The following is a 14,101-nucleotide window of genomic DNA, read 5'->3' on the forward strand; positions in this document are numbered from 1 at the left end:
TTACTTACTTAATTAAATAACTAATTTCTTGGTCTTTGTTTATTTGTAATGACCAAGGGTAACCAGCACCATCGAAGTGGTGTACGTTTATCTGTTGACTAAGGTGATTTTGATTAAACTCCGCCCCTATGCGCATGATGAGCGAGGCTTGAGCCATAAGGGTCAAATGAACTTCAGTAACGTAGGGGTACTTCTTAAGAAGGGTGTTATTTATTTCGGTTCTAAGGGAGGCAACAAAGTTTGATTGCTCTACATCTGAGAACATATTTCCAACTTTTCTACTTTCAACTCTATAAGCAATAGCGCGATCTAACTCTAGATCTTCAAAAAAGGTCTTTAAGTCATTATCAAAAGAGACTTCTATCGAAATGCCTAGCTTTGTTACCTGAGAATCTAGGACCTCCGGCTTTTTCATAATTTCTGAGCACTCTAATTTTTGACCTCTACTTCTAGCATCTCGACAGTCTAACCATCGTTCCTTATGCTGCTTCTTGTTATCACGATTCCAGCAGTAGTAATTTACCAGACGCTTATTTCCAACCAAGTAACCTAAAGTAAAGCAATGCGGAACATGAGCTATAGCTCCTAAAGCGAGTGGCTTGTTTGGTTCAAAGCCATTTAATTTCTGAAGTGATTCGTCGTAAAACTTCTGAAGTTTGGCGCATGATTCTTTTAACCAGTCCTCAAGAGTCTGCTTTCTAGACTTCCACATGAAAAGGTCATCATGTAACCCAGCTGGTTCGATTGTGGAACTAAAACTGCTGCACAGGGTTGGAGCGGCAGCCCCATCTAAGCTTCTTAAATCGATACTCTTTGCTCTGTTCTTTGAGGCTGACTCACCAAATAGCATTGAGTAAACTTCAAAGAAGAATCCTACGACGATCATTACTATTGAGACATAAACACCTACCAACGTCGCAATTTCATATGTTGAGTCAGACGCTGTATCAATGACGAATGAGTATTCACCATTGCTAAACTGAAATGCAAGTGAGCCAATAGCCGTAAGAGTAAAGAGCTTTATTCCTAAGCCCATAAGATAGCGCGAACCTGAAAGTCGGCGCTGAAAAATCACATAACCAAAATCAAGTAGTTTATCTATCCACTTCAAACTTCAAGTCCTATATATCTAGAAAGTAATTGATTCTAACCTATAAAACACATGTTGCGCATTGATATATGTGTATATGCATATTTATATTTGGTTATCTATTCGTTTGTACAGACTTTCACCCCGTATTACATCTCGGGGATTAACAGCGAACAGCATGAGAAGAAAGGATAACTTTTAGTATTGCAAAAGCCCATGAACAGGGTGTGAATGAGTAAAAAGTCTAAGCAACTTTGGGGCAAAAGTGTGTTTGCCTGATCGGTGCTGCCACTAACAAGTCTTTCTCTGTAAGCTGATTACTCGTATTTTTCACATGTGTAAATCAAAGGACAGAAGATCAAACATCAAAAAACTGCCCAGTATTTCACTGGGCAACGTAGTTAAAACACAATGCTGATAAACAAATCCTAACTATTACAAACTTAACATCAATCTTTGTTACTCGCCTTACATGGATTCATCGAATATCTTTTCCCTCCAGCAAAACAATTGTTAAGTTTCGCTGGAGCGAAATTTCCACTACTCAGCGAAGGCGTTACCACTGGATTTTCTTTCACTATCATAGGAGGTAGTGCGTCAAAATTGGCGGCGGCCTGTTGGTGACCACTGTCCGCAAAACCAACATAGATAGCACCATCACTGCCTTGTTCTAAAGACTCTGATGTATTGATCTCAGCCAGGATATTATACCAAGTAGAGCAATTACTTGGCGGCGTTGCTACCTTAGTCAACGGAGTATAGTTCATCGGAGTAAATACCTTATTGAGCTCAGCTACAAACTCTTCCTCACTAAGCATTCCTGGCTGATAGTCAAATGGTACTGTCGAATAAAAACAATCCTCACCATCATCGATATAATAAGAGAGACTTGTCAGAGTAAAAACATAGTAACCATCCGTAGGGTAGTAAGCATCTTTCTGGGTATGCTTATATACCGCACCACTAAACTCTTCAGCCATAGACTCAGACGCCATAATGTAACTTAGCAGCTCATTCATCTGATCCTTAGTCGGCAAATTAATCCCAATGCTTTCACTTACAGATGTAGCATTGAAGCTAGAGTAATCATACTGCATCACTTCACTTATGATCGTTTCAAAGCCTTGAAAAACTGTCGAGGTGGAATTAGAGACCAGCAGATGGGAATTATCAGACCAAGCTTGATTTTCAAGGTTTAATAAACCGCTGTTAAAATTATCTTCCCATGCGAGTTGAGACTCTTGTAATTTACGTGCTAGCACTTCATTAATGTTATGCAGCCTTTTGTTAAAATTCGCTTCACGCGGGTCAATATCCGTTTTACTATCAAGAAAGTTACCTTGTAGTAAAGGAATATAGTCATATTCCAATTCAGAAGCAGAAGTATAAGTATAGCTAAAAGATTCGTGTTGCAGCAGTGTTTGAAGCGTTTGTTCTAATACATTATCTGCCGATTCACCACTCACCGCCTGGCGAAAATGGATATAAGTTGATAGTGGTGAGATAACTATCTGTTCATGACTCGTATCGGCAGCTTTAAGCACGTAGTCATAAAGTACCTGACCATTCTCATAATCACTATCAGAAGACTCCGCCTGTCTGACATCAGCGATCAATGGGTATTTATCCATTTCCTCTTTACTACCAATCTTCAAGTTAAACTCACCGCCAGCTTGAGTCGTAGTGTAGTTATCAATTGTTGTGCATTGACTGTCCAAATTTTTATCTAGGCAGACTCTGGCTTGGAGAATATGACCATCGAGAACAACGCCCTTAACATTTATTGTCTTTGTCGTAGTTTCACCTCCACCACTATCATCCCCACCGCCACATCCAGTCAGCGCGACAACTATCAGCAATAGAGCATAATTTAACGTATTCATATTCGACTCCTTAGTGAAAATGTCCTTCATCTCAGTTTTACTTCATATTCCATTATTTCGAATCACCCAAATGGGTGATAAATCGACCGGACCATGTGCGATATTTATGCTTGGAACAAAAAGGCGTTAAGAGTCATCGCAAGATGATGGGTTCTTTTGGGGATCTATCATCTGTTGCTCTTATTGATTCTTGCTGATGGTTGAATCATGGGCGAATTTTGTTGATAGAGAACTTATTTTTCTGAGTCGGTAAGTAGCTTGGGTGGATCTCGGTTGCTATGTATGGGAAGTTAGGTCGGTCAAAATTAGCAGTAGATAAGGATGCAGTAAGTGGAACAGCTGACCCCCGTGATTGAATATTTGATGAACCATAAGCTTTTGTTGAGTGCTTTGGTGATTTTTACCATTGTGCTGATCCGGCAATTTGCATTAAAGCAGATCCGTGGCGACGTTGCTTTTGTTTCAGAGAAGCAGCGCAAATGGATGTCGCTGACCAAAAATGGCACCTTCACCCTGATTGTATTGACGTTGTTTATCCTGTGGCAATCGGAGATCAGCGAATTCGCTCTGTCGCTTACGGCGATTGCCGTTGCCATTGTGGTGGCTTCAAAAGAGATTATTTTGTGTTTTACGGGGTCTATCCAGCGTGCCAGTGCCCGGTCATTTAGGATTGGGGATTGGATTGAAGTGGGGTCGTTGTGTGGCGAGGTGATCGAGCACAATATGATGGCAACGGTCATTCAGGAGATAGACCTGCACCATGGTAACTACCACTTCACCGGTAAGACGGCGACATTGCCCAACAGCATGTTTTTTACCTATCCGGTGAAGAACCTCAATTTTATGAAGCGATATGTTTACCATAACTTTTCAATCACAGTACGAGATTTCGTTAACCTGTATTTGATATTCCCTGAGTTGATAGAGCAGATTGAGGGTCACTGTGAGGAGTTCATCGAGGTCGCCCGGCGTTATAACAGCATGATCGAGAAGCATGCAGGGGTCGATCTGCCAGGCTCTGACCCGCATATTCATATCACCACGACGTCAACCGGTGAGCAAGTCGTGCACATTATGCTGTTCTGCCCGACCGAGCAGGCGGTGCATTTAGAACAGCTGATCCGTGAAGATTTCATGCAGATCTATCATGAAACTTTCAGCCAGTCAGCGGCCACGGGGGCGATGAGCCCATCATTGCCGTTTATGTAATATCAGCCTTTTTGTTGCGAGATGTAGGCTTGAGTTGCCAAGTGGTGATGGTGCACATTTTGGTGTTCAGTCAGTGAAATGCTATTCTTCGTGCCAGTTTAACTGAGATTTCCGGAAGTAAGATGAATTTTAACCGTATTGTCTGTTTTGACCTCGAGATGTGTTGCTGGAATGATGGGCGTGAGCCCAGAACGGGTGAGATCATTGAAGTGGGTGTTGCCGAACTGGATCTGACAAACGGTGAAATTGTGCGCCGTGCGCAATATTTCGTGAAGCCTGAGAATGATGAAGTATCGTTTTTTTGTACCGAGCTGACAGGGATCAAACCTGAAGTTATCGAGAAGAACGGTAAGCCGTTGGCGACTATTATGAAGTCGATGGAGCAGAAATTTGGCGGACGTCATAAGATTTACGCTGCTTGGGGACGTGATGATCTGATTTTGCGCAAGGAATGCGATGAAAAAGAAATCAAGGTGCCATTTGAGGAATTTTTGAATCTGGCAACAGTATTCAAATTGCAAAAGCATGTTAAGAGCAAGCGTTGTGGCCAGCGTGCCGCGATGAAAATTGCAGGGCTGGAGTGGGAAGGGCGGCAGCACTCTGGCTATGATGATGCGTACAATCTAGCCCGCTTGGCAAAAACCTTGTTCGTTCCAGATGTAGAAGCGTAATCGCGTCAGCTCGCGCATCATTGTGGTGCCTATTCCTGTGATAAATGCCTACGGTTGTCATATCTCGTATGATATTGGAACCGTAGGCATTTCATTTTTTCCTGTAAAAACTTGTCGTCGTACCAAGATTCATGTTTAGAGTGGTGAAATAAATGTGAAAAATTGACATGTTCAATTTGTATCATATTATTTCTGTTTTAATGAATAATCATAAAATATTGGCTATGGACAAGACAAAGTGTGGCATTCCTATCAAGAATGCGCGGTATCAGGAGAGATTCCCCGTTGGTGATACGTTAAATGAAAAGCGGTCGGCGAACGAATTGCGTCGATGGTGGAATGTACTTTTCATCGATGAACTTCATTACTTTGAAAGCGGCAAGATCAGTGTCTGCGTGCTTGATAGTGAAACCTGGGACGAGCCAAGACAGATCTCGGAACATGAGTGCTTTGACGAAGCTGTGCGGGCTGCTAATTTTTATCTGAATCACTCTGATGTCTGGCGTCGTTACGATGCACCCTATCAGCCTATTGTGAAGTTGGGCCATTTAACCGAGGTGGAAGAATATTTGGATGGTTCCTTCAAAAAGCCCACTGAGCAGGAACTGTTTGAGCATCTTTACTACTGGTTACCCAAAGCAGAAAATGTGGCCGAGCAGAGATGCATCTGTGATGCTTGAAACACGTATTTGGCGTAACGTTGGAATACACTCTTTCCTGATGAGAATGAATGGGAGTTTATTTCGGTGGTAAGTCTTTTTAATCTATAAAAATCAATGTGGTAGGCTTCTTTGGTGATATGTGACGAGTATCATTTTAAATCATGATGTCTGACTATCGACCCATGGTGTCTTTTTAGAGATATGTATCCGTAATCTGACGTGTCAGAATATGAGCAGGATGATGTTTTCATCACATATTTCGAACCAATAAGGCAAACCATGTTCTATTTATTTCCTTTATTGACAGTTGCTATCTGGTCAGGAAACGCCATTGTCAACAAAATGTCTTACAGTGTGATTGATCCTGGGGCGATTTCCTTTTATCGCTGGTTTGTCGCCATGCTCGTGTTGACTCCGTTTGTTTTGCCGTCAGTATGGCGCAAACGCCATGTGATTAAGCCATATTTGGGGAAGCTGGCTTTCTTGGCGTTATTGGGGATGGTGTTGAACCAGTCTTTGGGTTATTTCGCGGCGGCGACGACCACGGCGACCAATATGGCTCTGATTATATCCCTTGTTCCCCTTATGAGTATGTTCCTCAGTGTTCCGTTGCTTGGGCAGCGTTTATTGCCCATTGCTCTGGTCGGCGCTGTTTTGTCGCTTTCTGGGTTGGTGTTTATGCTCAGTCATGGGGATATCAGTCGGTTGGCTCAGCAGGGGATCACCCAAGGTGATGGTTTGTTGTTGATTGCCGCGTTTGTTTACGCGCTTTACTGTGTGTTGCTCAAGCGTTGGCAGATGCCATTGAGCAACTGGCAATCTGTGTATGTGCAGGGTGTATGTGCAATAATCATGTTGTTGCCAATGTTGCTCAGTAGCGAGCGCGTTGCGATTACCGCAGAGTCCTGGCCATTGATTGCTTATGCCGCATTAGCCGCATCGGTTATTGCGCCTTGGTGTTGGCTGAAAGGGATAGAGGCTTTGGGGGCAGATCGCTCGGCAATTTTCATGAATTTAATGCCGGTGATTACTGCGCTGATCGCCAGTGTCGTCCTTCATGAGAAGCTGATGGCCTATCACTATATCGGTGGGTTGATGGTTTTGTCAGGGGTTATTCTGGCGCAGCACAAACCGAAAATCCTGCCGAAGCAGGAAGAGCTGGCATCAGCTGCCTAACTGAAGCTGATGGTATTGATAACGGCAGCACAACGAAAGTTGTGCTGCCGTTTTTTTATAGCTCGATAATTAATTGCCGCCATTTCAGGGCGCTGTACTAGATTTTATGTATCTAGCCATGAGCAAGGAGTGCGTAATGAGCCCTGGACAGCGTTTCAGAACGATGGTGGCGGAACAGTCACCGTTGCAGATTGTCGGCGCAGTAAATGCTTACTGTGCGATGATGGCAGAGCGGGTCGGCCATCAGGCTCTATATCTTTCAGGTGCAGGGGTAGCTAATGCCTCGTTTGGTTTGCCCGATTTAGCCATAACGACCCTCAATGATGTTGTGGAAGATGCAAGACGGATCACGTCAGCCAGTCAGTTACCCCTATTAGTAGATATTGATACCGGATTCGGTGGCGAGTTGAATATTGCCAGAACTATACGCGAGCTGGAGCGTGCCGGTGTCGCAGCTGTGCATATTGAAGATCAAGTTAGCCAGAAGCGTTGTGGTCATCGACCAAATAAAGAACTGGTCAGCCAAGAAGAAATGGTTGAGCGAATAAAAGCCGCTGTTGATGCAAGGCAGGATGATAGCTTCGTTATTATGGCGCGTACCGACGCTCTGGCCGTTGAGGGCATGGAGGCTGCGATTGAGCGGGCGCAGGCCTACGTTGAAGCCGGGGCGGACATGCTGTTTCCCGAAGCGTTAGCCTCTCTAGATCAATACCGCCAGTTAACCCATTCCGTTGATATTCCTATCTTGGCCAATATTACTGAGTTTGGCCGTACCCCTTTGTTTTCTGCCGATGAATTGGCCCAAGTTGGTGTGGCTATGGTGCTCTACCCGTTGTCGGCCTTTCGGGCAATGAACAAAGCCGCTCTCAATGTGTATCAGCATATTCACCAAGACGGCCACCAGCGGGCCGTTGTTGAACAGATGCAGACTCGTGAAGAGTTATATCGCTTTTTGGATTACCACCAGTTCGAGGCCAAGCTCGATCAGAAGGGGTGAGTGCTGTGTTTTACAGTGTCGTCACGTCATCGGGGATGCGCCATGTTATTGGTGTCGCCTGCCAACTGGATTACAGAAGGAATATTAAATGGAAAGGAATGTCGATATTAACGAACGTCCACAACCGGATATGCTGCTAAAGCAAATTGCTGAGTATGTAATGACTACGGAGATCCGCTCTGAGCTTGCATACCAAACGGCCCGTTACTGTCTGATGGATACGTTAGGTTGCGGAATGCTGGCTTTGCGTTTTCCTGAGTGTACTAAGCATTTGGGTCCTATTGTCCCCGGCACAACAGTGGTTAATGGGGCAAGGGTGCCGGGAACATCACATGAATTGGATCCGGTAACTGCCGCGTTTAATATCGGCTGCATGATCCGCTGGTTGGATTTCAATGATACCTGGCTGGCGGCAGAGTGGGGGCACCCGTCGGATAACCTTGGCGGGATCCTCGCTGTCGCTGATTACCTTAGTCGGGTGGCCGTGTCGCAGGGTAAACCGCCACTGACAATGCGTGATGTGCTGACGGCGATGATAAAGGCCCATGAGATCCAAGGTGTTCTGGCTCTTGAGAACAGTTTTAACCGTGTCGGGTTGGATCATGTCTTGCTGGTGCGGGTTGCATCAACGGCAGTACTAACCAAGATGCTGGGAGGCAATCGGGATCAAGTCATTGATGCGCTCTCTCAGGCATGGGTTGATGGTTGTGCCTTGCGAACCTATCGCCATGCGCCCAATGCCGGTTCTCGTAAATCGTGGGCGGCGGGAGATGCCACATCACGGGCTGTGCGGCTGGCGATGGTCACTATGAAGGGAGAGATGGGGCTGCCATCGGTGCTGAGTGCAGACAAATGGGGATTTAGTGATGTGCTGTTTAATGGTGAACCGTTGAAATTAAGCCAAACCTTCAATAGTTATGTGATGGAAAATGTGTTGTTTAAGCTATCTTACCCGGCAGAGTTTCATGCTCAAACCGCAGTGGAATGTGCGGTAACACTTTCGGCCTATGTTCAAGAGCGGTGGGATCGTATATCACGGATCGTGATCACCACCCATGAATCGGCCATTCGGATCATTTCTAAGTCGGGCCCTTTAGCGAACCCCGCCGACAGAGACCATTGTTTGCAATATATGGTGGCTGTGCCTTTGTTGTACGGTACGCTGGCAGCTGAGCATTATGAAGATTCGTTTCATTACGCTGATCCCCGAATTGACGCCTTGAGAGCGAAGATGGAGGTTGTTGAGGACGAAGGCTATAGTATTGACTATCTTGATCCAGATAAGCGATCGATTGCCAATGCTGTCCAAGTCTATTTTGATGATGGTACCGCAACAGATAAAATTGCGGTTGAATATCCTATCGGCCACCGTCGTCGCAGAGAGGAGGGAATGCCGGTTCTTGAAGGCAAGTTCAGGGATAGTTTGTTGACGCGTTTTCCACAATCTCAATGTGAGCGTATTTTACGATCATGTACTAATCAGTCAGCACTTGAAGCCATGTCCGTCCATGAATTTATGGATTTGTGGATGATAAATTAGATATAGAGCAAGTGCGGAGTACGAGTGACTTTTCTGTGACGTTGATCATATTTATGAACTGAGCTAAAGATACATGAGATTGTCATGCAAAAAGGGAGGTCGCATGCAACTCAATCTCGTGGTGTGTTTTGTCGCTCTATTGGCTTTGGTTGTTGATAAATGGTCGTTGTTTGATGACTCAACGGCTCGTTATGCCAACACGCCGGTTTATGATCCACCTGCAAGGAAAAGTATGGCTGATTCATCTGAGAGTGTTTATCCGGATGAAACTCCGAGTACGCGAAGAGTGGCAGAGAAGCAGCCTCAAGAACTGAACAGTCGTGATGAATACGAACAGAAGATGTTCCCGACTCAGAATCGGGTTGTATTGGGGCATATGACGATTCCAGCCGAGCCGTAGGCTAATCTAGCCGAAGCCGTATGAAAAAAGCCGCGTTATGCGGCTTTTGTGTATTCCTTCAAAAAGGAGAGTTTAGCTTTGCTAATGGCGGACTGACTCCGCTCTTTTAACTTTTTCCTAACCAATTTGGCGTCCTTACTCATCGTAATGACCTCATGCATTCCTTGCACGTTTTTTACCAACGTTGCATTGTGGTTGAAAATAGCCAACTTGCACTGATATGTGAAGTTGGGCACCAACAGGTTGGAATATAACGTAATGGATATGAAGAATGTATGCATAGAGTGGAAAACTCAGGTGTAAAGATTACATTATGCGACATGCTTCATATTTAATGGGTGAGAACGAAGCTAATTATTTAATACGAGGTTGAAATGCGACCAAATCTTCGAAAAAGACAGTAATGTTATCCTTTACATGGCGTTATTTCCTATGAATTTGATACAAATAGGATTATTGCCTGTGGTATTTAGATGAGCGGTCAAACAATTATCACCATTGAGATACGGATACCTTTTCGCTTCAGCAGGGATCTGGGTATACAATTATCGCCGTTTTAAGGACAAATAATATTCAAACACCTCAATGTGAATGGAAATGTCTTTCCTTCACCCATTTGTTGAATCAATGTGCTGAAAGCAGACTGAGTTTGGCATCTTGAGGTAATTTGGGTATGTGTATTTGGCAGGGAATGCTGAGTCGATATCTCAGATTTAGTGTATGAAGGCAGCTTCCATGACAGTTTCTCAGTATATGGCCGATCTTTGGCCAGGCCAGCCCGTGCAGAATACCTTGGCTGCCCAGTTTGACTGGCTCCATCAGTGCCTGCCCTTCCTTCGTTTGCAAACTGCCGCCGGGGGGACGACGTTGTCCCAGTGGATCCCCAGCAAGCTTGATCCGGCCATAGAATCATTTTGTAATGCGAAGGATGTTCGGCATTCCGTAGGGGCCTCGCTATGGCTAAAAAGTTTTAACGCTCACTTATTTACCGGGCTGGCAGCATTGAGGCTTAAATTTAACCGTGTGCCAGCGTTGACGGAAGATGCGATTATTGTCGATATTAATGCTGAGGGTAAGGTCAAGCAGCTATCGATACTCGATAGCCAGCCATTTTACTGTTTGGCAGATGATAGTATGGCAGAGGAGCCGCAAGCATTGGTGGTTGCCAATGAGGCTGAACTTGATCGTTGTCTGGCCGAGATCCTTACGGGTCTGTTGTCTTACCTTGAGCCTGAGTTCAAGCGTAACAATATTGGTCGGCAGCTTTTTGTTGGCAGTGTTGGCTATGCGCTCGGTACGGTGTTTGCGAAATTGACCGAGAAAGGGTATGACCGTGATCAGTTAGCCCGCTTACTGCCCGTTGCCGATAATTGGTTGAAAACCGTATTGCCTGCCGCAGCAGCGCTGAATACGGTTACTCAGGCTACTCAGTGTAATCGAGCGATATACTATGTTCGTCGCGAAACCTGCTGCCTGAAATACAAATTAGCAGGCAAAAAGAATTGCGGCACTTGCCAGCTTACGGATGCCGCTGAGCAGCTCGCGTCTTACCAAACGAAGGTGCCTACTGAGCTGGCCCAGGGTTAAGCAAGGTAGATTGGTCTGGATAGAGCACTTTGTCCAGGCCATCTCTTAGATCAATAAGCGGTTGCTGGCTGATTTCGATAATGCTGCGTGTTGGGCGATCCAGCTCGACAATCAATGTTAATACCAAAGAAAACGCAAGCGCAAAAGGGAGTGCAGCAACCAGAGCCCTGCCTTTGTTTTCGGCCCCGACTTGAATACCGTTTAAGGCGATGGTTAAGAAGGTGAGCAGCCCCAGAGTGAACCAGATACTGGCGGGGATCCTGCCGCGGATGCCTTTGTTGGCTCTTTCGGCATGGATATCGATAAGTTCATTGAGTGAGTTGATATAGAGCAGCAATAATTCAGGCGAGGTTGTTTCATGTGAGGCGATAGCCTGACGCCACAATTCTAATTGTAAGTGTTCGCTGCGTTTTATGACTTGGTTAACGACCTTCTTGCGTGTTTCTTTATCCTCCACCACTCGGATGGTGACATATTCCCTGAGCAGTGTTCGGCTGCGTTCCCTAAAGGGCTCTGCCAATAGTGAAGACCGTAAAATGGTGGTGCCAATGATATTCGCTTCTTCGAGTACCAGTGCTTTGCGATCGGCTGATTTTGTCGCCGCCATACTAAAGGTGATAGCAAGGATAAAGGCCAGTAGGCTGGCAAGTCCGGTAGCCATTGGGCCGATAGAGTGGCTGATTTGTTTGGAAGGGAAGCGAATCGCCAATTGGTAGCCTATCTCGAACATTATGGCAATCGCACAGAATATCAGTACGAGAATGAGATAGATGGAGAGAGAATCCAAGAAGGTTTCTTGATACATATTTACGGCCCGGCTTGTTGGCTATAGGTGAATGTCGCCTTCAATTTCAGTATAGAGTGATTGGAGTGTTGCGTTTCTAAGACTCATGGAGGGAAAACTAATGGCGTTTCAATGGTGCCAAAACAGTTACCCCGAAGAGAGGGCCCTTCACCTGAAGATAACTTAGGTATATTCGTCTAGGCTTTGCATAGTAGCTGTGGGTGGAGAATACCGTCATGGGATACAAGCACGTTCTGTTGGCCGTAAATTTTGATGATGATGCTGAATACTTGGTGAAGAAAGCCGCAGAGCAGTCCCGAGTTAATCATGCACTGTTCAGTGTTATTCATATCGATCCTGATTTTACGGATTTGTATGAGGGGGTGAGGGAATTTGATTTGGAGGCGGAGGGGGATGAGATCCTGAGCGCATCCGTACAGGCCATGTGTGGCTTGCTCAAAGAGGCGGATTACCCCATTTATAAGCACATTTTCTATGCCGGTTACGTTGAGGATCAGATCATCAAGGCCATCGAGGAATTTGATGTTGATCTGTTAGTCTTGGGGCACCATAAATCCAATTTGTTCCGGCAGTTGGTGCTTTCTCCGAGCGAGCCGCTGTTACGGAAAATGCCGTGTGACATATTGTTTTTGCGGTTGAGAGAATCATAGCCAGAGGACCACTGATCTCTAAGTGGCCTCCTGATATTTGTTTGCGTGAAGCTATAATGGTTCGAATCATCATATCTTCTGGTTTGGGCCAATAGGTATACGGGCGTGCCGAAAGGGTAGGTATTTTTGCCAAGGCCCAAGGTACCAGTTATTGAGATTATCTCGTGATTAATTGTTGAAGCTGCTTGTACGTATCGCTCTTTTGGTCGTTGGCGATACAAATATTCAGCAAATCATCAATGAAATAATGAAGGGCCCGACGCTCGATAGCCATGATTTTTTGTTGTTGCTCTTCAGTGAGCATGTGATACATGGTGGCCGCACCAAAGTCGCCGAAGATGATATTAGCCTCATCGTCAAATAAGGTGTTATGGGCATAGAGATCGCCGTGGCAGACTTTATTCTCATGTAAATGCGCAAAAACATCCTGCATCTGAACAACGATTTTCTCTATGTGTTCAATCGACAAGGTAAAGTTCGCAGGAAACGTGTCACGGGTACAGGTGCTGAAGGTTGGTGGCAGGCCTAAATTACGGTAATGGTTCGGGATCAAGTTCATGATTAAGGCTAAGTACCCCTCTTCATTCACTTGAGCTAAAGATTGCACCAAGTTGGGATGATGACCGACTTTCAAGCAGGCTTGCAGCTCGTCTTCAGGGTAGCCGTCACTCGTCACTTCTCCTTTAAATACTTTTACTGCAATTTCAGTCGGCAGGTTGGCTTGCGGTTGATTCCAGATCGCTTTTGAAATAACGCCCGAAGCCCCTTGGCCAAGTACATGCTGCAGTGTGAAGCTGGTGGATGGGACACAAGGGACGGTTTGAACCTTGGTGCTTGATTGGCAAAACGGGTTACCTGAAAACGCGAACCACGCAAGTTTCGGCAGCCCCAGTAATTGGTCTGGACATTGGATGAGGTTGTTTGCGGAGATCCGCACTAACTCGAGGTTATTCAGTTGATCCAATGTTTTCGGTAGGTGTGTCAGGCGATTGCCTGCTAGTGCCAGTTTTTGTAGGCGAGGGCGCTCACCCAGTGAGTCAGGCAGGGTTTCAATCTGGTTATCGGTTAAGATCAGCCAACGAAGCCGGATTGGTAATGACTGAGCTGGAACATGTTTGATCTTGTTTGATTTCAACCCGACCATCTCTAAGTCAGGGCAGCGCCCGAGGACTTCCGGTAAGGCTTCGAACACGTTGTTGGATGCAAAGAAAATTTTTAGTTTTTTCAGTTGTGAGAATTCATCAGGTAATTCGGATAATCGGTTGTCTGACAAATCAAGAATTTCTAGGCTATCAGCCAGAGACAGGATCTCTAGGGGGAATGACGTTAAGTCTTCAGATAATTTTAAGCGCGTAATGCCGGCGAGTTCGCCAGATTTTAGTTGCGAAAGTGTCTGCAAAATGAGCAACCCGAGGTGAGTGTGGTACAAAA

At 45.3% G+C, this 14,101-nt stretch carries 13 protein-coding genes; 9 read left to right on the forward strand and 4 right to left on the reverse strand.

Annotation, left to right across the window (positions count from 1 at the left end; genetic code table 11):
- Positions 1 to 4: 4 nt before the first annotated feature.
- Both ACSF8X_RS16460 and ACSF8X_RS16465 read right to left on the reverse strand, forming a co-directional pair.
- Entirely contained in the window at positions 5 to 1,111 is a 1,107-nt protein-coding gene (locus ACSF8X_RS16460) for an SAVED domain-containing protein (RefSeq protein WP_500851688.1), read from the reverse strand.
- Between the two features lie 428 nt (positions 1,112 to 1,539).
- The gene (locus ACSF8X_RS16465) at positions 1,540 to 2,973 is read right to left on the reverse strand and encodes a hypothetical protein (RefSeq protein ID WP_500851689.1); all 1,434 of its coding nucleotides are present in this window, start codon (positions 2,971 to 2,973) and stop codon (positions 1,540 to 1,542) included.
- Between the two features lie 363 nt (positions 2,974 to 3,336).
- Here ACSF8X_RS16465 and ACSF8X_RS16470 point away from each other — a divergent pair, with 363 nt between their 5' ends.
- The 8 genes from ACSF8X_RS16470 to ACSF8X_RS16505 all read left to right on the forward strand — a co-directional run bounded on the left by ACSF8X_RS16470 (position 3,337) and on the right by ACSF8X_RS16505 (position 11,215).
- Positions 3,337 to 4,182 carry a mechanosensitive ion channel family protein gene (locus ACSF8X_RS16470; RefSeq protein ID WP_500852156.1) on the forward strand — a complete coding sequence of 282 codons (846 nt, stop codon included), beginning with the start codon at positions 3,337 to 3,339 and terminating at the stop codon, positions 4,180 to 4,182.
- A gap of 122 nt (positions 4,183 to 4,304) precedes the next feature.
- A complete protein-coding gene (locus ACSF8X_RS16475; RefSeq protein ID WP_047880305.1) occupies positions 4,305 to 4,853 on the forward strand; it encodes a 3'-5' exonuclease in 549 nt (182 codons plus the stop codon).
- 224 nt (positions 4,854 to 5,077) lie between these two features.
- Positions 5,078 to 5,533 (forward strand): hypothetical protein, encoded by a 456-nt coding sequence (locus tag ACSF8X_RS16480; protein ID WP_500851690.1) that lies wholly within the window; start codon positions 5,078 to 5,080, stop codon positions 5,531 to 5,533.
- Between the two features lie 261 nt (positions 5,534 to 5,794).
- Positions 5,795 to 6,691, forward strand: coding sequence for a DMT family transporter (locus tag ACSF8X_RS16485; protein WP_047880307.1), 897 nt, complete (start codon positions 5,795 to 5,797; stop codon positions 6,689 to 6,691).
- Between the two features lie 136 nt (positions 6,692 to 6,827).
- Positions 6,828 to 7,688 (forward strand): methylisocitrate lyase, encoded by an 861-nt coding sequence (gene prpB, locus ACSF8X_RS16490; RefSeq protein WP_500851691.1) that lies wholly within the window; start codon positions 6,828 to 6,830, stop codon positions 7,686 to 7,688.
- An 88-nt stretch (positions 7,689 to 7,776) separates the two neighbouring features.
- Entirely contained in the window at positions 7,777 to 9,228 is a 1,452-nt protein-coding gene (locus tag ACSF8X_RS16495; RefSeq protein WP_500851692.1) for a bifunctional 2-methylcitrate dehydratase/aconitate hydratase, read from the forward strand.
- A 103-nt stretch (positions 9,229 to 9,331) separates the two neighbouring features.
- Complete coding sequence (locus ACSF8X_RS16500) at positions 9,332 to 9,628, forward strand: hypothetical protein (protein ID WP_500851693.1); 297 nt, start codon at positions 9,332 to 9,334, stop codon at positions 9,626 to 9,628.
- A 735-nt stretch (positions 9,629 to 10,363) separates the two neighbouring features.
- Positions 10,364 to 11,215 (forward strand): (2Fe-2S)-binding protein, encoded by an 852-nt coding sequence (locus ACSF8X_RS16505; RefSeq protein WP_500851694.1) that lies wholly within the window; start codon positions 10,364 to 10,366, stop codon positions 11,213 to 11,215.
- Here the strand turns inward: ACSF8X_RS16505 and ACSF8X_RS16510 are convergent.
- Entirely contained in the window at positions 11,193 to 12,020 is an 828-nt protein-coding gene (locus tag ACSF8X_RS16510) for a bestrophin-like domain (RefSeq protein ID WP_047880312.1), read from the reverse strand. The genes ACSF8X_RS16505 and ACSF8X_RS16510 overlap by 23 nt on opposite strands.
- A gap of 215 nt (positions 12,021 to 12,235) precedes the next feature.
- On the opposite strand from ACSF8X_RS16510, the gene ACSF8X_RS16515 reads away from it, so the two are divergent.
- The gene (locus ACSF8X_RS16515; RefSeq protein WP_047880313.1) at positions 12,236 to 12,670 is read left to right on the forward strand and encodes a universal stress protein; all 435 of its coding nucleotides are present in this window, start codon (positions 12,236 to 12,238) and stop codon (positions 12,668 to 12,670) included.
- A gap of 157 nt (positions 12,671 to 12,827) precedes the next feature.
- On the opposite strand, the gene ACSF8X_RS16520 is transcribed toward ACSF8X_RS16515, so the two are convergent.
- Positions 12,828 to 14,069: a leucine-rich repeat-containing protein kinase family protein gene (locus ACSF8X_RS16520; RefSeq protein WP_500851695.1), complete on the reverse strand. Its 1,242-nt coding sequence runs from the start codon at positions 14,067 to 14,069 to the stop codon at positions 12,828 to 12,830.
- Positions 14,070 to 14,101 lie beyond the last annotated feature (32 nt).

The organism is Photobacterium panuliri (genome assembly GCF_059920555.1).

Coding starts and splice junctions, on each gene's coding strand:
- ACSF8X_RS16465 (WP_500851689.1), bottom strand. CDS start 2,973: ATGAATACGTTAAATTATGCTCTATTGCTGATAGTTGTCGCGCTGACT.
- ACSF8X_RS16500 (WP_500851693.1), top strand. CDS start 9,332: ATGCAACTCAATCTCGTGGTGTGTTTTGTCGCTCTATTGGCTTTGGTT.
- ACSF8X_RS16510 (WP_047880312.1), bottom strand. CDS start 12,020: ATGTATCAAGAAACCTTCTTGGATTCTCTCTCCATCTATCTCATTCTC.
- ACSF8X_RS16505 (WP_500851694.1), top strand. CDS start 10,364: ATGACAGTTTCTCAGTATATGGCCGATCTTTGGCCAGGCCAGCCCGTG.
- ACSF8X_RS16485 (WP_047880307.1), top strand. CDS start 5,795: ATGTTCTATTTATTTCCTTTATTGACAGTTGCTATCTGGTCAGGAAAC.
- ACSF8X_RS16475 (WP_047880305.1), top strand. CDS start 4,305: ATGAATTTTAACCGTATTGTCTGTTTTGACCTCGAGATGTGTTGCTGG.
- ACSF8X_RS16515 (WP_047880313.1), top strand. CDS start 12,236: ATGGGATACAAGCACGTTCTGTTGGCCGTAAATTTTGATGATGATGCT.
- ACSF8X_RS16495 (WP_500851692.1), top strand. CDS start 7,777: ATGGAAAGGAATGTCGATATTAACGAACGTCCACAACCGGATATGCTG.
- prpB (WP_500851691.1), top strand. CDS start 6,828: ATGAGCCCTGGACAGCGTTTCAGAACGATGGTGGCGGAACAGTCACCG.
- ACSF8X_RS16470 (WP_500852156.1), top strand. CDS start 3,337: ATGAACCATAAGCTTTTGTTGAGTGCTTTGGTGATTTTTACCATTGTG.
- ACSF8X_RS16480 (WP_500851690.1), top strand. CDS start 5,078: ATGGACAAGACAAAGTGTGGCATTCCTATCAAGAATGCGCGGTATCAG.